The following is a 19,665-nucleotide window of genomic DNA, read 5'->3' as shown; positions in this document are numbered from 1 at the left end:
GTCGTCGAGCGACGAGCGCAGCGAGCAGACGAGACGTGTCGCCACGCGGGGTGCCGTCTCGCTGCGCTCGTTCGCCGACATGGCTGGCTGGATGCCGCTGCTACTCGGCCTCGGCCGGCGCCACGTCGTCAGCCGAGACGGTGTCGACGAGCTCGGGCACGAACGTGCCGTCCTTCGCGACGAGCTTGGCCTGGTACATCTCCTGGATCAGCGCGTGGTCGCTCGCGCGGACCGTCATGGCGCCCTTCGGCCCCTCGAACTCGAAGCCCTCGAGCGCCGACACCATTGCGTCGACGTCGCCCTGGCCCTCCTTGATCGCCTGGACGATCATGATCGCCGCGTTGAAGCCATCGGGGCTGAACAGGTCGGGCGTGCCACCGGCGTCCTCGATCGCCTCCACCATCGCGGTGTTGACGTCGTTGTCGGCAGCGCCCGGGAAGTAGTGGTTCAGGAAGTTGATCTTCTCGGATGCCTCGCCATAGGCGCCGAAAGTCGCCGAGTCTCCGAGCCCGGTCACGACCGGGATCTCGTCGAGGACGCCCTGCTGGCTCATCGCCTGCCACATCGCGCCCGAGGTGGCACCGGCCCACGCGACGAACACGAGGTCGGGGTTGCCGGCGAGCACCTGCTGGGCGAACGGCGTGAACTCGGTGGCGTCCTCGGCCACGAGGACCGAGTTGACGGTGGCGCCCTTGCCGCCGAGGATCGCCTCGACCGCGGCGACGTTGCCCTGACCGAAGGCGTTGTCCTGGGCGAAGACGGTCACCGTCTTGCCCTCGATGTCGTCGAGGAAGGTGCCCGCGGTGGCGACATCCTGCGCGCTCTGACGGCCCGAGCGGAACGTGTAGTCGTTGATCCCGGTGATCGCATCGGCAGCGGCCGGGCCCGAGATGTAGAGCACCTTGTTCTGCTCGGCCTGCTCGGCGACCGCGAGCGCGACGCCCGACGACGCCGTGCCTGCGATGATGCTGACGCCCTCGCCGATGAGCTCCTTGACGGCGGTGACCGCCTTGTCGGGGTCGCCCGCGTCGTCGCGGTTCTCGATGGTGATGGTCGTGCCGTCGATCTCGCCTGTGCCGTCGGTGGCATAGTCCAGGCCCGCCTGGAACCCGTCGAGGTACTGCTTGCCGTAGCCGGCGAGCGGACCGGACTCGCTCGTGACGATGCCGACGGTGACCTCTTCGGGCCCGCCGCCGTCGGTGGACTCGCCGCTCGGCTCGGCCGACGGCGCGCACGCCGCCAGGGCGAGCGCTACCGTGACGACCGCGGAGCCCATGAGCAACTTCTTCGTAACCCGCATGTGCGTGCCTTTCCCCATTGGAAGGATCTGGTGCCTCGAACCGGTGCTTCCACCTCAAACATGAGATCCGATTCAGGTTCTTGCAATCTAGGAAACGCGCGGCCTCCGCGCAAGTCGAGGAGCCCGCAGCCGCGGTGTCGTTATCCAATCGGGACGTCGAGCGATTTGAATACCATAGGTATATACCAGAGGTATGCTTAATTCGTGACACATGATCAGGACATCGAGACCCTCATCGTCGCCGCCCACGCGCTCACCCGCGTCGCGGCGCTCGAGACAGCGAACGAGACACCCGCAGCGCAGTGGCGCACGCTCACGATCCTCCGCGACCACGGCGCGCTGCGGATCGGCGAGCTCGCCCGCCTCAGCCGCGTGACGCAGCCCGGCATGACCCGCCTCGTCGGCCAGATGACCGAGCACGGACTGGTGGCGAAGACGACGGATGCCGCGGACTCCCGCGCCACGGTCGTCGAGGTGACACCGCTCGGCCTGGAGGCGCTGCAGACGTGGCTGCTGCAGCTGACCGCCGCCCTCGCCCCGCACTTCGACGACCTCGAGGCGGCGGAATGGGACGCGCTGCGGACGACGGCCGCCTTGCTGACGCGCAAGCTCGATCGCACGCGCACCGCCTCCGTGACCGACGTCGCAGAGGCCGCCCGATGAGCGCGCACGCCGGCGCGGCCGTCTCGGTGTGGCGTCAGCCCGCACAGGTCTGGGCGGTCGCCTTCGCCTGCGTCGTGGCCTTCATGGGCATCGGCCTGGTCGACCCGATCCTGCCCGCCATCGCGGAGTCACTCGAGGCGAGCCCGGTGCAGACCGAGCTGCTGTTCACCAGCTATCTGCTCGTCACCGGCCTGGCGATGCTCGTCACCAGCTGGATCTCGAGCCGCATCGGCGCGAAGGCGACCTTGCTCATCGGTCTCGCTCTCATCGTCGTCTTCGCCCTGGCATGCTCACTGAGCGGCAGCGTCGACGCGATCATCGGCTTCCGCGCCGGCTGGGGCCTCGGCAACGCGCTGTTCATCTCGACAGCCCTCGCGACCATCGTCGGCGCGGCATCCGGCGGGAGCAGCGCCGCCATCGTCCTGTACGAGGCTGCTCTCGGTCTCGGCATCGCGATCGGACCGCTCCTCGGCGGCCTCCTCGGCGAGCTGAGCTGGCGCGGCCCGTTCTTCGGTGTCGTCGTGCTCATGGCGATCGCCTTCGTCGCGGTGCTCGTGCTGCTGCGGGGGCCCGCCGAGAAGCCGGTCCCCGTGCCACTGTCGGCGCCGTTCAAGGCACTGCGCATCCCCTCGCTGGCGGTGCTGGCCGTGACCGCGCTGTTCTACAACATCGGCTTCTTCGTGCTGCTCGCGTTCTCGCCGTTCCCGCTCGGTTTCGGCGCGATGGGAATCGGCTTCACGTTCTTCGGCTGGGGTGTCGCGCTGGCGATCACGAGCGTGTGGGTCGCGCCGTTGCTGCTGCGCTTCCTGGCCCGCACGACCGTGATGCTCCTGACGCTGCCGCTGCTCGCGATCGACCTCGTCGTCGCCGGCATCCTCGTCGAGGACGCGACGGCGCTGGTCGTCTGCATCATCGTCGGCGGCCTGCTGCTCGGCATCATGAACACCGTGCTGACCGAGTCGGTCATGGAGGCGACCGACCTGCCCCGCTCCGTCGCGTCGTCGTCGTACTCGGCGGTCCGGTTCCTCGGTGGTGCCGCCGCTCCCCCGCTCGCCGCCTGGCTGTGGCACGCCTACGGTCCGACGGTGCCGTACCTGTTCGCCGCGGCATCCATCCTCGTCGCCACCGCGACGATCCTCTTCGGCCGGCGGGCTCTCGCCCGCATCGACGAGCGGGAAGCGGATGCCGCCGACGAGGCCGCCGCGGTGCTCGTCGGCGACGCCGCCTGAGGCGGTCGCCGGTCCCAGGGCACCCCATCGAAGACAGGGAAGGGCGGTCCGTGAGGACCGCCCTTCCCTGATGCGCACCCCTCTGGGCTCATCCCGTCATGCGCAGGCGCTTCGGCAGCGGACCGCTGGCGTCACGCGACAGCGCGGGAACAGTGCGCATCAGCGCCGCGCGCAGCCACACGAGGGCGGCGTCCTCGTCGTCGCGCGGATGCCAGTAGACGCACTCCGTCATCGGGATCGTGATTCCCTGGGGCAGTTCGAAGATCGACAGGTGCAGCGTGCGCGACGCCTTGGCGGCGAGCATCCGCGGCACCAGCGCCACCATCTCGGTGCCCGACACGAGCAGCGGAAGCGAGGCGAGACCGAACAGCCGCGCTCCGACCACCTGCTCGATGCCGGCCCGGCGGAGGAGGTCCTGCACGTTGTCGCGGTCGGGGTCGTTCAGATACGCGATCGCGTGGGGCAGCTCCGACAGCCGGGCGATGCTGGGCTCCGGTGCGGACAGCGCCGCATTGTCGGGATCGGCGATGAGCACGAAGTCGTCTGTGAACAGTTCTTCGCTGTGCCCCGAGATGTTGAAACCGACCGGACCGACGATCAGGTCCACCCGGCTGTAGGAATTGAGCGTCCCGTCGCGCTCCGGCTGCGGCACGAAGTCGACGGAGGCGCGTGGCGCTTCTGCTGAGAAGGTGCGCAGCAGGGGTCCGGCGAGGATCGCGGTCATGTAGTCGGTGGCGCCGATGACGAAACGGCGTTCCGTCTCGGCGGGATCGAACGACTCCTTCCGGTCGATCACCGGCTCGAGCTCCGCCACGGCGCGACTCACGGCCGGAAGGAGGTCCCGCGCGAACGGCGTGAGCTGCATCGTGCGGCCGGTGCGCACCAGCAGGTCGTCGTCGTAGTGCCGGCGCAGGCGGGCCAGTGCGGCCGACGTGGCCGGCTGGCTCAGATGAAGCCTTTCGGCCGCACGGGTGACGTTCCGCTCCTCGAGCAGCACCAGGAGTGGACGCAGCAGGTTCAGGTCGAACGTCGCCATCACCCTCCGTCTATCCATGGCGTGGATACCACGCATCCCCGATTGCAGATTGCATGAATACTACGCCGCTGAAACCATGGAGCGTCGCGCGCCGAGGCGCGGCATCCGACTTCACCGGTGAAGGAACCCGCACCCTCATGGCCGAGACGACCACTACCCACACTGCCGCCCAGGCGGCGCCGACCGCTGAATTCCGTCGGGGATGGCCGACGCTCGTGTTCAGCACGATCGGCGCGGCGGTCGGCCTCAGCTCGCTGGGCTACATCCTCGGCACGATGGTCGTGCCGCTGCAGGCGGAGTTCGGCTGGGGCCGAGGCGAGATCAACCTCGCCTCCCTGGTCAGCTCTCTCGGACTCGCGGCCGCCCTTCCCTTCGTCGGGCGGTTCCTGGATCGCCTCGGTGTCAAGCGCGTCGCCCTCGTCTCGATCCCGCTCTTCGTGCTGATGCTGGTCATGATCGGCCTGTTCACCTCGAATCTCGCGACGTTCCTCATGTTCTACGCGCTCGCGGGAATCCTGGGCGCTGGCACCTCGGCGGTGACGTACTCCAAGGCCGTGGTCGAGAAGTTCGACCGGCGCCGCGGCATCGCGCTCGGCATCGTCGCCGGCGGTCTCGGTGCAGCCGGCCTGTTCCTCCCGCCGCTCATGGGCATCGTGATCGCCGACAACGGCTGGCGCGCGGCCTACCTCACGATGGCGCTGCTCGGCGCGCTGCCGTTCGTGCTCGTCTTCTTCGCCCGTCTGAGCGCCCCGGCGTCCGTCGCGGCCGTCGATCGCTCCACCCTGCCGGGCCTCACCGTCGCCGCCGCCCTGCTCAACCGCGCGTTCTGGAGTCTCTGCGCGGTGTTCTTCCTGCTCGGCTGGGCGCTGCTCACGATGGTGCCGCACTTCGTGCCGCTGCTGATCGACTCGGGGGTCGATCCGGTGCGGGCCGCGTTCCTGTCGTCGCTGGTCGGCGTGGGAACCGTGATCGCCCGGCCGCTGATCGGCTGGCTGTTCGACCGGTTCTACGCCACGTACGTCGCCGTCCCCCTCTTCCTCGCGGCCGCGCTCGGGTGCCTCCTCCTGCTGTGGGCGGGCCCGAGCGCCGCACCGCTGACCGCGCTCCTCATCGGCATCGGCTTCGGCGCCGAGATCGATCTGATGGGGTACCTGAGCTCGCGGTACTTCGGTCCTCGCGCCTTCGGCATCCTGTACAGCATCGTCTACAGCGTCTTCATGATCGGCAGCGCGTTCGGCCCGGTCACCGCCGGCTTCGCGTTCGATGCCACCGGCAGCTACGACGTCCCTCTCATCACGGCCGCGACCATGATGGTGGTAGCAACCGTCATCCTCCTCACGCTGCCGCGCTTCTCGAAGGAGACCGCCGAATGACCGACGCCCCGCAGCTGCAGCGGCTCGCGGAAGGCGTGTGGGCGTACGTCCAGCCCGACGGCGGGTGGATGATCAACAACACCGGGCTCGTCGACGACGCGAACGGTGCCACGAGCATCGACGTCACCTCCACGGCCGACAGGACGCGGGCGTACCTCGGTGAGGCCGAGGAGGCCGCGTCGTCGCCCATCCGGCGGGTGATACTCACGCATTCCCACCCCGATCATTGCAACGGCGCCTCGCTGCTGCCCGACGCCGAGATCATCGCGCACCGCCGGGTCGCCGACGACCTGCGCGCGCCGCACCGGCTCGCACCGCACATCTTCACGCCGTTCGTGCAGGGGGATGTCACTCCGCGGCTCCCGACCATCGTGTTCGACGACCACCTGACGATCGCGCCCGAAGGGCGACGCGTCGAGGTGCGGCATCCCGGGACGCCGGCGCACACGACGGGCGACTCGTACGTCTGGTTGCCCGGGGAGCGCGTGCTCTTCACCGGCGACCTGGTCTTCCACGGCGGCACGCCGTTCGCGCTATCGGGGTCCCCCCTCGGCTGGCTGCGCGCCCTGGAGCAGATGGCGGCGCTGGAGCCCGAGATCGTCGTGCCCGGCCACGGCGCGGTCGGCGGCCCGGAGCTGTTCGCTCCGGTCGCGGACTATCTGCGGTTCCTGATCGACGCGGCTGGCGACGCCCGCGCCCGCGGGCTCTCCCCGCTCGAGGCGGCGCGCCGGCTGGACCTCGGCCCCTTCGCGGGACTCGCGGAGAAGGAGCGGATCGTGGGCAACCTTCATCGTGCGTTCGCCGAGTTGGACGGTGCTCAGCCCGACATCCCTTCGGCCTGGCAGGACATGTACGAGTACAACGGCGCACAGCCGCTGGAGTGCCACGCCTGACCCGCTCAGGCCAGGAGAGAGGACACCCGAATGAGAATCGCCCGCTGGAGTCATGACGGAGCCATCGGCGAGGGGTTCGTCGTCGGCGATCGGGTCGTCCCGTTTCCCGACGGCCTGACGGTGGCGGATGTGCTGACGGGAGGCCTGGATGCCGCCCACGCGGCGTTCGCACGGGTACCCGCCGACGTCGGCACTCCGCTCGCTGAGGTGCGGCTGCTTGCGCCGCTGGTGCCGGCATCCGTGCGCGACTTCGTCGCCTTCGAGGAGCACGTCGAAGGGGTCAGCGCCGGCGTCGAGGGCAAGAGCCACGTCGCCGACGAGTGGTACGAGGCGCCGACGTTCTACTTCACGAACCCGCACACGATCCTCGGTCCCGACGACGTGCTGCATCCACCGGTGACCCAGCGGCTCGACTTCGAGCTGGAGGTCGCCGTGGTCGTCGGCGGTACGCGCGACGTCGGCGAGTCGAACCTGACCGTCGAGGACGCGGCATCCGTCGTCTTCGGGTACACGATCATGAACGATTGGTCCGCCCGCGACCTGCAGGGCCGCGAGATGAAGGTGCGCCTCGGGCCCGCGAAGGGCAAGGACTTCGGCACGGCTCTCGGCCCGTGGATCGTCACGGCCGACGAGCTCGAGCCGTACCTGGACGCCGACGGCTTCCTGGCGATCCGTGCCGAGGTCTACGTCAACGGCGAACTGATCGGCGAGGACCTCGTCTCGAACGCCGGGTGGCCGTTCCCCGAGTTCGTCGCCTACGCGTCGCGCAACTCCCGCGTGGTGCCGGGTGACGTGCTGGGCAGTGGAACCGTCGGCAACGGCGGCTGCCTCGGCGAGCTGTGGGGCCGCAACGGCGGTCTCGTGCCGCCGCCGCTGCAGGACGGCGACGAGGTGCGCATGGTGGTCGAGGGCATCGGCGAGCTCGTCGGCACGGTCGGCGCTGCGGTGCCGGCGCCCGCCGTCCCGCACGCACGTCCGCGCCCGCGTCTTCGGCACCGCGCGGCCGACGCACACTGACACGGACCGCGTCGGGCCGGCGGCCGACCGCGGGCACCCGCAGGCATGAGAAGGGCCGGATCGTCCGTGGACGATCCGGCCCTTCTCTGTCGATCAGGCGGCTGCCACCGGCGCGGGCTGCTGCCGGCGCAGGACGAACGCGAGGATGGCGGCGACGATCGCGGCAGCGATGCCGACGACGCCCACCGCCACGGGCAGCGGCGCGCCGGCGCCGGCCGTGAGCGCGCCCATCAGCAGCGGCGTGACGAACTGCCCGAAGAAGAACGCGCCGGTCCACCAGCCGGTCGCGCGACCACGTTCCTCGAACCGGGTCCGCGAGACCACCCACGTGACGAGCGAGGGAAGCAGGATGCCCGAGCCGTAGCCCGCGACGATGGCACCGATCAGCACCCCGGCGAAGCCGTCGAAGAGCCACACGATGATCATGCCGACGGCCTGGAGCCCGAACGCCAGCGGGAGCTGCAGCCGTGTGCCCGCTTTCGCGATGCGCGGGAACGTGAAGGCGCCGGCGGCCGTGGCGAGCGAGGCGATCGCGGCCACCAGGCCGATCGTGGCCGTGTCATCGGCGGCCACCCCCGTGCCGACGACGAGGTAGCTGACCTCGATGATCATGACGTAGAAGGTGAAGCCGCCGAAGAGGGTGACCACGAGGGGCAGGCCGAGGATGCGCCACGGCACGCGGGCCTTCTCGCCCGTCGGCACGTGGAGGTCGGTGGAGTCGCCACGGCCCGGCTCCCACAGCGAGAACACCATGGCCACGGCGATCGGGATCGCGATGGCGTAGATCCAGAACGGCGCGTGCCAGCCCGCCGAGCCGACCGCGCCGCCGAGGGCGATGAACACCGTCGCGCCGAGCGTCGTGGCGACGGTCTGCAGGCTGAGGTACCTGTTGCGGCGGTGCTCCTCGTGGAAGTAGTCCACGATGAGCGTCGTGCAGACGGTCATGATGGCCGCTTCGAAGAGGCCCACGAAGGCACGGCTGATCAGGATGCCGGTCAGGTTGTCGAGCCACGCCGGCACCGTGCCGGCCACGGCGTAGGCGAACATCGCCACGACCAGCAGGGTCTTGCGACCGGTGCGGTCGATGATCTGCCCGGCGAACGGCGCGAACAGCGCGATCATGAGTGCGGGGATCGCGACGATCATCGGCACCAGCACCTCCGCACCCGGCTGGTCGCCGAAGTGCTCGGAGAGCTGGGGCAGAACGGGAGTGATGAGGACGGACCCCATCACGGGCATGCAGCTGCCGGCCAGCAGGAGGGTCGCCTGCCAGGCTCCGGCGCGTCGAGTGGTCGTCGTCTGGGCGACCTCGAGGTTGGGCTTCGTCATTGAAATCTCCTTTGACTCCACCCTCATTGAAGGGGTTCCGGGGGAATCAGCGAAGATCGATTCGGTGATCGTGCACATCGATGGCGCGGATGCCTCCCGCAACCGGCTACCCGGTTCCGTTGCGTCGCCCAGGCGCGACGCCTCGGCCCGCCGACAGAAGCAACAAAAAGCCGCCCCCGCATGCTCTGCGGGAGGCGGCTCTTCTGGTGGTGCACCCCCTGGGACTTGAACCCAGAACCCACTGATTAAGAGTCAGTTGCTCTGCCGATTGAGCTAGAGGTGCGTAGTTCACAACGTGGCGAACCGAGGACCAACATTAGCATCACGATCGCGTCTCGTGAAATCGAGACGGGAACGCCCCGGCTATCCTTGATCCCGTGACCACCCCTCCCCCCTCGTCGACGTTCGACACGCCGTTCGAGGGCGATCTGGGGCCCGATCTCGAGCTGGCGCTGAGGCTGGCCGATGCGGCGGACGCGGCCTCCATGTCGCGCTTCGATGCCGCGGATCTCGACATCCGGCTGAAGGCCGACGCGAGCCACGTGACCGAGGCTGATCTCGCGACCGAACGCGCCCTGCGCGCGTTGCTCGAGTCCGAGCGTCCCGCCGACGGCGTCTTCGGCGAGGAGTACGGGGTCACGGGCGACTCGAACCGGCAGTGGATCATCGATCCGATCGACGGCACCGCGAACTACCTCAAGGGCATCCCGATGTGGACGACCCTGATCGCGCTTGCGATCGACGGTGTCCCGCGCGTGGGCGTGGCGAGCCAGCCGGCCATCGGCCGGCGCTGGTGGGCGGCCACGGGGCTCGGCGCGTGGACCACCACGCCGTCGGGCGGCACCCGGCGCCTGGGCGTGTCGGCGGTCGATGCGATCGCCGAATCCAGCGTGAGCTTCCAGAGCATCGGACAGTGGCGGGATGCCGGCAAGCTCGACGCTCTGGAACGCCTCACCTCGGCGGTGTGGCGCGACCGCGGCTACGGCGACGCGTGGCCGTACATGCTGCTCGCCGAGGGACGCCTCGAATTCGTCGCCGAGTTCGGCGTCAAGGAGTACGACATCGCCGCGCTGGTTCCGATCGTGACCGAGTCCGGCGGCAGGTTCACGTCGTTCGACGGCCGCGATTCCCTCTCGGAAGGGTCCTCCCTCGCCACGAACGGCGTCCTCCACGACGCCTATCTCGATCTGCTCCACTCCCCCTGAAACTCACCCGCCTCCCTTCCCCCACGGAGACTTCACCGATGCCTGCCTCTCGCATCCTCGGCGCCGCTGCCGCCCTCGTCCTGTCCGCGATCCTCCTGTCGGCATGCGCCGGCAGCCCGGAGGCGGCACCCGAAGAGACGGGAAACGCCGCCACGCCCACGGCGGCCGCTCCGGACCCGTCGGCCACCCCCGAGCCTGAGCCGGGGGCCGCCGAAGACCCGACGTGCGACACGCTCATCGGTCCTTCGGTCGTCGCCGACTACGAGAGTGTCGGCTGGACTTCGCAGGCGTCGCCGCTCTACATCGGCAGCACCGAGATCGAGGACGGCCTGCAGTGCATGTGGGCCGATTTCGAGGGCCCCGCAGGTGACCACGGGGCCATGTTCGGCTGGGCCCCGATCTCCGAGGACGAGGCCGCCGACGCGCAGGACGAGCTCGTCGCCCAGGGCTGGGTGCGCGAAGACGACGCCGCGGGCGTCTACATCACCGAGAGTGCCGAGACGGCGATCGCGCCGGACGACGAAGGGTACGGCATGACGTACTTCTTCACGACCGGCTACGTGACGGTCTCCGACACCAAGCAGGGCCTGCTGCTGATCGAGTGGCCGAAGAGCTGACGACAGCGCCCGGTCACTGAGCGCGCAACGCTGCGCAGAGTCGTCGTCTCCGCAGCCCGATCAGCGCACCCCCACCAGCGCGAGCAGGCTCTCGAGGCCCTCGGGCGTGCCCGGCCAATGGCGCTCGATCGCCGGCCGTCCGGCGGTGCGGATCGTGTAACGCAGCGCGATCGCGACGATGATCGCGTCGTCGGCGTAGCCGAGCACCGGGATGAAGTCGGGCACGAGGTCGATCGGCAGCAGCAGGTACACCAGCAGCCCGCCGAGCCACCATCGCGTCCCCCGCGGCACCCGCGGATCGGCGACCAGTCGGCGCAGCAGCACGACGACGTCGGCGACGAGCCGCACGATCTGCCGCCAGTCCACATCGCGTCCGGCGCGGCGGGCCTGCACCCACAGGATCACCAGCAGCGCCACCCAGAGCACCACGAGACCCGCGAGCACCGAGAGTACGGCGATCGCCCAGTCCGGCATCCGCCGACTGTAACACCGCCGCCTCCCCCGCCGCCGGACGGGCGAGAGCACGCGTGCGCACCACGTAGGCTCGAGCGCTATGGCAGTCGGCGCGACGATGTACACCTTTGCGGTTCAGCTGGCCGACGTCGATCGGGGCGTCTACGAGGATCTGTCGGTCCGCGTGGCACGGCATCCGTCCGAGACCGACGCCTTCATGTTCACCCGGGTGCTGGCCTACTGCCTCGAGTACGAGGAGGGCATCGCGTTCAGCGAAGGCGTCTCGGCCACCGACGAGCCCGCGGTGCTCGTGCGCGACCTCACCGGCGCCCTGGTCGCCTGGATCGAAGTGGGGGCTCCGGATGCCGCGCGCCTGCACACCGGCAGCATGCAGGCCGAGCGCACCAGGGTCTACACGCATCGCGATCCGGCGAAGGTCGCCGCACCGTGGGCCGGGAAGCGGATCCACCGCGGCGACGAGATCCTGCTCCACAGCTTCGACCCCGGCTTCGTGGACGCCGCGACGGCCGTGCTCGAGCGCCGCAACACGATGACCGTGTCGATCACGGAGCGCCGGATCTACCTGGATCTCAACGCGACGAGCTTCGAGACCGACGTCCACACGCAGCCGGCCGCCTGACCTGGGTATCGCGGCTCAGCGCGGGAGGAAGTTCTCGCGCGCCAGCGGCGCGATCTCGAGGCCCTCGGCGTCCTCTCGCGTGACCCACCGCAGCTCTTCGATCTCGGCGCCTATCTCCGGCTGCTGGGCCCCGATGTCGGTGGCGAACACGTCGGCGACCACGAGGCATCCTGGTTCGTTGGCCGCCGCGGCGGTGTATGAGCCGAGCGGCCGCAGCGCTTCCGCATCCACCGAGATCCCCAGCTCCTCCCGCAGCTCGCGGCTCAGAGTCTGGCTCGGGGACTCGCCGGGCTCCGGCTTGCCGCCGGGTTGCATGAACGCCGTCGTGCCGGCCTTGCGCACCAGCAGCAGCTCGTCGCGTTCGTTGACGATGACCGCAGCCGAGACATGGATGCTGCGGGCGCGGGTCGGGGCGGCGTCCGAAGTGGTCACGAAGGCACGCTAACAGCTCCCGTGCATGGCGCCCGGCGTAGAATCACGTGTGCTTCCCGATTCCTCCGCCCCCTCCGACCTGCCGCCGAGCGGCATCGACCCGGACGACCTCGCGACCACTCTGCGCGTGCTCGACAACATGGCGGGCCTCGATGAGACGCACCCCGATTTCGTCGCCGTCCGCCGTGCCACCGCGGCGATGTTCAAGGCCGTGAAGAAGGTGCGGCGGCGTGAGATCCGCGACGCGATCGCGCAGGCCGACCGTGCGGTCGTCGCCGCCACCGCCACCGGGGCGCCCGATCGGATCGACGACGAGACCCGCGGCATCCCGATCTCCACCGCCACGACCGCCCCCACCGCCGGCACACTCATCAAGGCCCGCGGCTGCTACATCTGCAAGCAGCCTTACACCGTGGTCGACGCGTTCTACCACCAGCTCTGTCCCAACTGCGCGGCGATGAGCCATGCCAAGCGCGAAGCCCGCACCGATCTGACCGGCAAGCGCGCCCTGCTCACCGGTGGGCGGGCGAAGATCGGCATGTACATCGCCCTGCGCCTGCTCCGTGACGGCGCGCACACGACGATCACCACCCGCTTCCCCCGCGACGCGGTGCGCCGCTTCAGCAGCCTGCCCGACGCGCCGGAGTGGATCGACCGGCTCAAGATCGTCGGCATCGACCTGCGTGATCCGGCGCAGGTGATCGGCTTGGCGGAGGACGTCGCGGCCGCGGGACCGCTCGACATCCTCATCAACAACGCCACCCAGACCGTGCGCCGCTCACCGGGCGCCTACCAGCCGCTCGTCGACGCCGAGCTCGCGCCCCTGCCGGACGGGCCGCTCCCCGAGCTCGTCACGTTCGGCCACACCAACGACCGGCACCCGCAGGCGCTGGAGCGCTCGGTGACCGCCCACCCGATCCTCGCCGCGGCAGCCGCGCGCGCCGACGAACTGACCGAGCAGGCCATGGCCGCCGGATCCAGCTCGCTCGAGCGCCTCGCCGCGGGTACGGCGATCGACGCCGGCGGGCTGATCCCCGACCTCGATCACAGCAATTCGTGGGTGCAGAGCGTCGACGAGGTCGACCCGCTGGAGATGCTCGAGGTGCAGCTGGCGAACACGACCGCGCCGTTCCTGCTCGTCTCGAAACTGCGGCCGTCGATGGCGGCCAGCCCTGCGCGCCGCACCTACATCGTGAACGTGAGCGCGATGGAGGGCGTCTTCAATCGCGGGTACAAGGGTCCGGGGCATCCCCACACCAACATGGCCAAGGCTGCCGTCAACATGCTCACCCGCACCAGTGCGCGCGAGCTCTTCGAGACCGATCGCATCCTGATGACGAGCGTCGACACCGGCTGGATCACCGACGAGCGCCCGCACCCGACCAAGGTGCGCCTGGCCGAGGAGGGCTTCCACGCGCCCCTCGATCTCGTCGACGGCGCCGCGCGGGTCTACGACCCCATCGTGCGCGGCGAGGCGGGCGAAGACCTGTTCGGCGTGTTCCTCAAGGATTACGCCCCCGGCGCATGGTGAATCTGCCCGAGCCGGGTCATCGCGTGGTGGTGCGGTATCTGCTGCCGACCGGGCAGGCGACGGACGCGCTCGGCGAGCTGCTGAGCGCGGATGCCGAGACAGTGGTCGTCGACGGCAAGCGCGGCGTCGAGCGCATCCCGCGGGGCGCCATCATCGCGGCGAAGGAAGTGCCGCCGCCGCCGCCCGCGCCTCGACGGGCGGCAGCGCTGTAAGGGACGCCGTCGCTCAGAAGCGCAGCAGCACCTTGCCGGAGCGTCCCGGCACGGCGCTGGCCGCCGCGGCGGCCCGCGCCTCTTCGAAGGGGTAGACGGCGTCCACCGGAAGCGCGACCTCGCCCGACCCGATGCTCTGCACGAGCTCGGCGAACAGCGCGCCGCGGGTGGCGGCATCCATCGTCCGGCTCACGGTGCTGCCCCAGAAGCCCTTCACCGTCGCCTGCTTGAAGATCAGGTCGCCGGCCGACAGCTTCAGGGTGTTCGACCCCATGGATCCGAACGAGACGAGCGTGCCGCCCTCGCCGAGCAGCGACAGGAGGTCGCCGGCCGCGTCGCCGCCGACCGAGTCCACCGCTGCACGCGGCGCATTCTCGCCCAGGATCTCCGCGGCGCGATCCCGCCAGCCGTCGGACTCGGTCGAGACCACATCATGGATGCCCAGCTCGCCCAGCTCCGCCACACCCGCGTCGCGCCGTACGAGCCCGAGCACGTGCACGCCGCGCGCCGCGGCGAACTGGGCGACGAGCCTGCCGACCGCGCCGTTGGCGGTGTTCTGCACGATCCAGTCGCCCGGCTTCACGTCGAGGAAGTCGAGCAGGCTGAGCGCACTGAAGGGCATGGAGATGAGCTGCGCGGCGGTCTCGTCGTCGATGGAGTCCGGGACGGGGACGAGGCCGGCCGCCTTGGCGACGAAGTACTCGCTCCACACGCCGAACGTGCCGCCCGTGGCCACACGCTGCCCGACCTGCAGGTGCTCGACGCCCTCGCCGAGCGCATCGATGACACCGTAGGCCTCGGTTCCGGCACCGGCAGGCAGCTCGGGCTTGAAGCCGTAGGTGCCGCGGACCGTCCACAGGTCGTGGTTGTGGATGGGAGAGAGCACGGTACGCACCCGCGCCTCACCCGCGCCCGGCTCGGGGAGCGGTCGCTCGGCGACATCGAGGACGTCGGTCGCGTCGCCGAAGGTGGAATGGGTGAGTGCGCGCACGGTGGTGCTCCTAACGAGATTCATGGCCGCCGGATGAGCCGCCACTCGGTGGTACAGCCCCGCATCCCTCGAACTCATTCCCTTCCACGCCGCGATGGGCCGGCGACGCGTCCCGCGGACCGTCCGCTCCGACGACGGTTAGCCTGAGACCGAACGACGAGAGGTGACCCGGTATGAGCACACAAGACACCCACGGCAGCACGCACGCGTGCGTGCTCACGGCCTGATCGCCATGAGCACACCCGCCAACGCCACGCGCCGGATCGAGCTGACCCTGCACAAGCCCTGGTTCGCCCTCTACGCCCGCATCAAGCCGACGCTCGTGATCGCGGGCCGCGGCCAGCCGGCCCAGTGGGGACTCGGCACCTGGCAGGTCCCGGCCGACGAGACCGTCGTGGTCGGGGTGTTCCTGTTCAACCGGATGTGGCGCTTCGGGCAGGCGGAGTTCGCGCTCGAGCCCCACCACGCGCCGGCTCTGCGCTACCTGGCGCCGGCGCTGCCCTTCCTCCCTGGCCGGATCCACGTGCACAACCAGGGATCCCCCGTCCCCGGATGACAGCGCCCTGAATCCGCCGCGGCGGACGCCTGAGCATGGAGGCAACCCTCGAACAAGGAGCCGCCCTCATGCCGAAGACCCTCGACATTCCCGTTCCCGACCTCACCGGCACACTCGCCCTCGTCACCGGCGCGAGCGACGGCGTCGGCTTCGAGATCGCCGCACGCCTCGCGCGCGCCGGCGCCGACATCCTCATGCCGGTCCGCAGCCCGCAGAAGGGCGAGACGGCCGCTGCGCGGATCCGTGAGCGGACGCCGGATGCCGGCATCCGTCTCCTGCCACTGGATCTGTCGTCGCTCGACTCGGTGTCGACCCTCGCCGATCGGCTCCTGGGCGATGGCCGGCCCATCGACCTCCTCATCGCGAACGCCGGCGTCATGACCCCGCCGACTCGCCAAGTGTCCGCCGACGGATTCGAGCTGCAGCTCGCGACCAACCACCTCGGGCACTTCGCCCTCACTGCCCGGCTGCTGCCGCTTCTCCGCGCCGGACGCGCGCATGTCACCAGCCAGGTGAGCGTCGCGGCCGACCAGGGCGCCGTCAAGTGGGACGACCCGAACTGGGAGCAGGGCTACGACCCGATGAAGGCGTACGGCTCTTCGAAGATCGCGTTCGGCCTGTTCGCGACCGAGCTGCAGCGGCGGTCGGATGCCGCCGGCTGGGGCATCCACAGCAACCTCTCGCACCCCGGCATCACGCCGACGAACCTGCTGTCGGCCCAGCCCGGGATGGGCCGACCCGACGACACCACGGCGGTGAAGTTCATCCGGGCGATCTCGCGGCGCGGCATCCTCGTCGGCACCCCGTCCTCTGCGGCTCTGTCGGCGGTCTACGCGGCGACGAGCCCCGATGCACGCGGCGGGCGTCTCTACGGGCCCCAGGGCTTCCGCCACCTGAGCGGCCTGCCGGCGGAGCAGCCGCTGTACTCGCGGCTGCAGAGCGAGGCCGACGGCCGGCGCATCTGGCAGCTGTCGGAGCAGCTCACCGGCGTGCGGGTGCCTGCGTGAACGCGCTCCACAGAGGGATCCGCGATCCCTGGCTACGAGCCGACGGATGCCGCAGACTCGGATGATGGACAGAGCACAGCTCGCCGACTTCCTGCGTCGACGCCGCGAAGCCCTGCAGCCCGAAGACGTCGGGCTGAGGCGGGGGCCGCGGCGGCGGACGTCGGGCCTGCGCCGCGAGGAGGTCGCCGCGCTCTGCGACATGTCTGCCGACTACTACAGCCGGCTCGAACAGGCCCGTGGGCCGCAGCCGTCGGAGCAGATGCTCGCTGCGATCGCCCGCGGCCTACGGCTCAGCCTCGATGAGCGGGACCACCTGTTCCGGCTCGCCGGCCACACCGCGCCGACGCGCACTCTGCGCAGCGAGCACGTGTCGCCCGGCCTCATGCGCGTGCTCGACCGCCTCGCCGACACGCCTGCCCAGGTGATGACCGAGTTCGGCGAGACCCTCGCTCAGACGCCCGCCGCTCGCGCGCTGTTCGGCGACGAGACCCGCTTCGAGGGGTACATGCGCAGTGTCGGCTACCGCTGGTTCCTGGATCCGTCGGCCCGAGGCGTCTACCCCGTGGAAGACCACGCGATGCACTCGCGGGCCTTCACCGCCGACATCCGCAGCGCCTACGCGAAGTTCGGTGCCAGCTCGCGGGCCGGTGCAATGGTGGACGTGCTGCTCGCCGAGAGTCCGGAGTTCGCGCAGCTCTGGGAGGCGCACGAGGTGCGTTCCACGCACCCGCGCGAGAAGCGACTGCAGCACCCGGAGGTCGGTGTGATGGACATGCAATGCCAGTTCCTCATCGATCCCGAGCAGGGCCAGACGCTCCTCGTACTCACCGCCACGCCGGGTACCGAGAGCTACGACCGGCTGCAGCTGCTGTCGGTGATCGGCACACAGCAGCTCGCGGCGGGCCGCTGAGACGTCGCCGCCGGCCATAGAGGGACGGGCAAGACGAAACGCCCCGCGAGTCGGGGCGTTTCGTCTTGCGTGCGGTCGACGACCTGTTGCCAGGTCAGTCGCGCGGCGGGTTCGCCGGCAGCCACTCGTCCAGCGTCGTGTCGAACACCTGCACGCCCTCCACCGGCATGAGCGTGCGCTCGTGCATGCGCGCGCCGAAGTAGGGCGCCTCGGGGTCGGTCACAACCTCGCGCGGGTCACCGCGGAACGCCAGGCCGCGGCGGACCAGCTCGTCGAGTCCCATGACCTCCGGGCCGGCGATCTCGACGTCGGCGTTCAGCGGCGCACCGGCGGCGGTGCGTGCGACGGCCGTCGCGACGTCCTCGGCGGCGATCGGCTGCATGAGGTTGTTCGGCAGGTGGATGGCGTCGTTCTTACCCGACACCGCGGCGATGCCGCCGATGAACTCGAAGAACTGCGTCGCGTGCACGAGCGAGTACGGGATCCCCGACTCGCGAATGAGCTTCTCCTGCGCCGTCTTGGCCGCGAAGTAGTCGATGTCGTTGGGCCGGTCGGTCCCGACGATCGTCAGCGCCACGTAGTGTCCGACGCCCGCCTCACGCGATGCTGCGACGAGGTTGTTCGTAGAGGTGGTGAAGAACTCCATCACGTCGTCGGGCGCGAATGAGGGCGAGTTCGACACGTCGACCACGACATCCGCACCCCGCAGCACCTCGGCGAGACCCTCGCCGGTGATCGTGTTCACGCCGGAGTTCGGCGACGCCGGCACGGCCTCGTGTCCGTGCTCGGTGAGCTTCGCGACGACCTTCGAGCCGATGAGCCCGGAGCCTCCGATGACGACGATCTTTGCCATGATGTGCCTTTCGTTCGAGGAGCGCGGGGAGGTGTGCGCTCATCAGCTACGACAGGGCAGGCGTTACATCTGTGACAGCCCGACGTCAACAGCTCCAGCGGGTGAGCTTCTCAGGGTTCACGACGAGCCAGGCCTCGACGATGCGTCGACCGCGCACACAGATGGTGAGCACTCCTGTCACCTGTCCCTCCCGGCATACGACGATGCCCGGCCCACCGTTCACCGACTCGACGCGCAGTACACAGCGGGGATCCAGCAGCGCCTCCGCCAGGTACGTCCGGACGGCGGATGCCCCCTCCAGCGCGGTGGGTGGCGCGGCCACGATCCCGCCACCGTCGACAGTGAGCCTCACTCCGGGATGGAGCATCCTTTCCATTCCGCGTGCGTCTTCGGCCTCAGCGATCGAGAAGAGCGCCCGGACGACGCGCTCGTGCTGCACGGCGCTCGACCTCGAGCCCCGCGGTGAGCGATGCAGCCACGACGCGCCGGGTCGCCTTCTCACACCCCGACCTGGGCGACGTGCCCGAGCTTGTCCGGGCTCATCACCCAGAGCAGTTGACGGATGCCGTCCTCCGCCGCCGTCACCGTGACGATCGTCGTGACCTCGCCGTTCTCCGCAAGGGTCGCTGCGGGCTGGCCGTTCACCTCGACCCAGTCGATCGTTTTGCCGGTCCAGAAATGACTGGAGAACGCCGCGACGAACTTGGCGACCCTGCTGCGGCCGGCAACCGGAATGCGTGCCGCCAGCTTGACGCCGTTGCCGTCGGTGTAGCTGACGACGTCCTCGGCGAAGAGTCGCTCGAGATCTGTCACGTCGCCCTTCTGCGCGGCGACCAGGAACGCCTCGAGCAGGCGCCGCTGCTCCGCGGCGGCGACCTCCGCCTTGCGGGCCGACGCGAGGTGCTTGCGCGCACGGCTGACGAGCTGGCGGGCGCTCGCGACGGTGGCGCCGATGACGTCGGCGATGCGCTCGTACGGGTAGTCGAGAGCCTCCCGCAGGATGTACGCGGCGCGTTCGGTCGGCGTGAGCTTCTCGAGCACGAGGAGAATCGCGAACTGCAGCGCTTCGCCGCGTTCGGCGCCGAGGGCGGGGTCGGCGTCGGTGTTGACGGGCTCCGGCAGCCACGGCCCGATGTACGTCTCGCGACGAGCGTGCGCGGACTGGGTCGCGTTGATCGAGAGCCGCGTCGCGACCGTCGCGAGGAACGCGGCCGGTTCACGGATGTCGGTGCGATCGGCGTTCTGCCATCGGATCCAGGTCTCTTGGACGATGTCTTCGGCGTCTGCCACCGTCCCGAGCATGCGGTAGGCGATGCCGAAGATCCGGCGCCGGTGCTGGTCGAACACGGCGACCGCCGCCGCGATGTCGTCGACGCTGCCCTCGGCTCCAGCCGTCTGTCCCGTCATATCCGCCGTCC

General features: G+C 69.9%; 22 protein-coding genes and 1 tRNA gene. 13 read left to right on the top strand and 10 right to left on the bottom strand.

What is annotated here, in order from left to right:
• Positions 1 to 100: 100 nt before the first annotated feature.
• Positions 101 to 1,300: a substrate-binding domain-containing protein gene (locus VIP82_RS00560; protein WP_331905361.1), complete on the bottom strand. Its 1,200-nt coding sequence runs from the start codon at positions 1,298 to 1,300 to the stop codon at positions 101 to 103.
• A gap of 204 nt (positions 1,301 to 1,504) precedes the next feature.
• On the opposite strand from VIP82_RS00560, the gene VIP82_RS00555 reads away from it, so the two are divergent.
• Together VIP82_RS00555 and VIP82_RS00550 are read left to right on the top strand one after the other, a co-directional pair.
• The gene (locus VIP82_RS00555; protein ID WP_331905360.1) at positions 1,505 to 1,963 is read left to right on the top strand and encodes a MarR family winged helix-turn-helix transcriptional regulator; all 459 of its coding nucleotides are present in this window, start codon (positions 1,505 to 1,507) and stop codon (positions 1,961 to 1,963) included.
• Positions 1,960 to 3,192, top strand: a complete 1,233-nt coding sequence (locus VIP82_RS00550; RefSeq protein ID WP_331905359.1) for an MFS transporter — start codon at positions 1,960 to 1,962, stop codon at positions 3,190 to 3,192. Before VIP82_RS00555 ends, VIP82_RS00550 begins: the two co-directional genes overlap by 4 nt.
• 88 nt (positions 3,193 to 3,280) lie before the next feature.
• On the opposite strand, the gene VIP82_RS00545 is transcribed toward VIP82_RS00550, so the two are convergent.
• Positions 3,281 to 4,228 (bottom strand): LysR family transcriptional regulator, encoded by a 948-nt coding sequence (locus VIP82_RS00545; protein ID WP_331905358.1) that lies wholly within the window; start codon positions 4,226 to 4,228, stop codon positions 3,281 to 3,283.
• Between the two features lie 53 nt (positions 4,229 to 4,281).
• Between VIP82_RS00545 and VIP82_RS00540 the strand changes: the two genes are divergently transcribed.
• Genes VIP82_RS00540 through VIP82_RS00530 form a run of 3 tightly spaced genes read left to right on the top strand, consistent with a single transcriptional unit; the run spans position 4,282 to position 7,511 of the window.
• A complete protein-coding gene (locus VIP82_RS00540; protein WP_331905357.1) occupies positions 4,282 to 5,601 on the top strand; it encodes an MFS transporter in 1,320 nt (439 codons plus the stop codon).
• The gene (locus VIP82_RS00535; protein WP_331905356.1) at positions 5,598 to 6,494 is read left to right on the top strand and encodes an MBL fold metallo-hydrolase; all 897 of its coding nucleotides are present in this window, start codon (positions 5,598 to 5,600) and stop codon (positions 6,492 to 6,494) included. The genes VIP82_RS00540 and VIP82_RS00535 overlap by 4 nt, the downstream gene beginning before the upstream one ends.
• Before the next feature lie 30 nt (positions 6,495 to 6,524).
• Positions 6,525 to 7,511: a fumarylacetoacetate hydrolase family protein gene (locus tag VIP82_RS00530; RefSeq protein ID WP_331905355.1), complete on the top strand. Its 987-nt coding sequence runs from the start codon at positions 6,525 to 6,527 to the stop codon at positions 7,509 to 7,511.
• Positions 7,512 to 7,604: 93 nt separating this feature from the next.
• Here the strand turns inward: VIP82_RS00530 and VIP82_RS00525 are convergent, their stop codons facing one another.
• Positions 7,605 to 8,840, bottom strand: a complete 1,236-nt coding sequence (locus VIP82_RS00525) for an MFS transporter (RefSeq protein ID WP_331905354.1) — start codon at positions 8,838 to 8,840, stop codon at positions 7,605 to 7,607.
• Positions 8,841 to 9,047: 207 nt separating this feature from the next.
• A tRNA-Lys gene (locus VIP82_RS00520) sits at positions 9,048 to 9,123 on the bottom strand.
• Positions 9,124 to 9,217: 94 nt separating this feature from the next.
• Between VIP82_RS00520 and VIP82_RS00515 the strand changes: the two genes are divergently transcribed.
• Together VIP82_RS00515 and VIP82_RS00510 are read left to right on the top strand one after the other, a co-directional pair.
• Positions 9,218 to 10,045 (top strand): inositol monophosphatase family protein, encoded by an 828-nt coding sequence (locus VIP82_RS00515; protein WP_331905353.1) that lies wholly within the window; start codon positions 9,218 to 9,220, stop codon positions 10,043 to 10,045.
• Between the two features lie 38 nt (positions 10,046 to 10,083).
• Positions 10,084 to 10,662, top strand: coding sequence for a hypothetical protein (locus tag VIP82_RS00510; protein ID WP_331905352.1), 579 nt, complete (start codon positions 10,084 to 10,086; stop codon positions 10,660 to 10,662).
• Between the two features lie 60 nt (positions 10,663 to 10,722).
• Here the strand turns inward: VIP82_RS00510 and VIP82_RS00505 are convergent, their stop codons facing one another.
• Positions 10,723 to 11,136 carry a YkvA family protein gene (locus tag VIP82_RS00505; protein WP_331905351.1) on the bottom strand — a complete coding sequence of 138 codons (414 nt, stop codon included), beginning with the start codon at positions 11,134 to 11,136 and terminating at the stop codon, positions 10,723 to 10,725.
• Positions 11,137 to 11,215: 79 nt separating this feature from the next.
• On the opposite strand from VIP82_RS00505, the gene VIP82_RS00500 reads away from it, so the two are divergent.
• The gene (locus VIP82_RS00500; protein ID WP_331905350.1) at positions 11,216 to 11,755 is read left to right on the top strand and encodes a YaeQ family protein; all 540 of its coding nucleotides are present in this window, start codon (positions 11,216 to 11,218) and stop codon (positions 11,753 to 11,755) included.
• A 15-nt stretch (positions 11,756 to 11,770) separates the two neighbouring features.
• On the opposite strand, the gene VIP82_RS00495 is transcribed toward VIP82_RS00500, so the two are convergent.
• A complete protein-coding gene (locus VIP82_RS00495) occupies positions 11,771 to 12,187 on the bottom strand; it encodes an NUDIX hydrolase (RefSeq protein ID WP_331905349.1) in 417 nt (138 codons plus the stop codon).
• 25 nt (positions 12,188 to 12,212) lie between these two features.
• Between VIP82_RS00495 and VIP82_RS00490 the strand changes: the two genes are divergently transcribed.
• A complete protein-coding gene (locus VIP82_RS00490; RefSeq protein ID WP_331905348.1) occupies positions 12,213 to 13,718 on the top strand; it encodes an SDR family NAD(P)-dependent oxidoreductase in 1,506 nt (501 codons plus the stop codon).
• Complete coding sequence (locus VIP82_RS00485; protein WP_331905347.1) at positions 13,712 to 13,930, top strand: putative acetyltransferase; 219 nt, start codon at positions 13,712 to 13,714, stop codon at positions 13,928 to 13,930. The genes VIP82_RS00490 and VIP82_RS00485 overlap by 7 nt, the downstream gene beginning before the upstream one ends.
• Before the next feature lie 13 nt (positions 13,931 to 13,943).
• Here VIP82_RS00485 and VIP82_RS00480 read toward each other — a convergent pair whose 3' ends face one another.
• Entirely contained in the window at positions 13,944 to 14,921 is a 978-nt protein-coding gene (locus VIP82_RS00480; RefSeq protein WP_331905346.1) for a zinc-binding dehydrogenase, read from the bottom strand.
• Between the two features lie 232 nt (positions 14,922 to 15,153).
• Between VIP82_RS00480 and VIP82_RS00475 the strand changes: the two genes are divergently transcribed.
• The 3 genes from VIP82_RS00475 (at position 15,154) to VIP82_RS00465 (ending at position 17,394) form a co-directional block, all read left to right on the top strand.
• Positions 15,154 to 15,477 carry a hypothetical protein gene (locus tag VIP82_RS00475; RefSeq protein WP_331905345.1) on the top strand — a complete coding sequence of 108 codons (324 nt, stop codon included), beginning with the start codon at positions 15,154 to 15,156 and terminating at the stop codon, positions 15,475 to 15,477.
• Between the two features lie 68 nt (positions 15,478 to 15,545).
• Complete coding sequence (locus VIP82_RS00470) at positions 15,546 to 16,484, top strand: SDR family oxidoreductase (RefSeq protein WP_331905344.1); 939 nt, start codon at positions 15,546 to 15,548, stop codon at positions 16,482 to 16,484.
• Between the two features lie 61 nt (positions 16,485 to 16,545).
• Entirely contained in the window at positions 16,546 to 17,394 is an 849-nt protein-coding gene (locus VIP82_RS00465; protein ID WP_331905403.1) for a helix-turn-helix transcriptional regulator, read from the top strand.
• Between the two features lie 94 nt (positions 17,395 to 17,488).
• On the opposite strand, the gene VIP82_RS00460 is transcribed toward VIP82_RS00465, so the two are convergent.
• The 3 genes from VIP82_RS00460 to VIP82_RS00450 form a co-directional block, all read right to left on the bottom strand.
• Positions 17,489 to 18,247: an SDR family oxidoreductase gene (locus tag VIP82_RS00460; protein WP_331905343.1), complete on the bottom strand. Its 759-nt coding sequence runs from the start codon at positions 18,245 to 18,247 to the stop codon at positions 17,489 to 17,491.
• 85 nt (positions 18,248 to 18,332) lie between these two features.
• Positions 18,333 to 18,686 carry a sigma-70 family RNA polymerase sigma factor family protein gene (locus VIP82_RS00455; protein ID WP_331905342.1) on the bottom strand — a complete coding sequence of 118 codons (354 nt, stop codon included), beginning with the start codon at positions 18,684 to 18,686 and terminating at the stop codon, positions 18,333 to 18,335.
• Between the two features lie 59 nt (positions 18,687 to 18,745).
• Complete coding sequence (locus VIP82_RS00450) at positions 18,746 to 19,654, bottom strand: RNA polymerase sigma-70 factor (protein WP_331905341.1); 909 nt, start codon at positions 19,652 to 19,654, stop codon at positions 18,746 to 18,748.
• Positions 19,655 to 19,665 lie beyond the last annotated feature (11 nt).

Origin of the sequence: Microbacterium sp., from assembly GCF_036566905.1 — a bacterium.
Classification (GTDB): Bacteria; Actinomycetota; Actinomycetes; order Actinomycetales; family Microbacteriaceae; genus Microbacterium.
The sequence above is the reverse complement of the archived record's forward strand: the minus strand, read 5'-3'. Positions and strand labels throughout refer to the sequence as shown.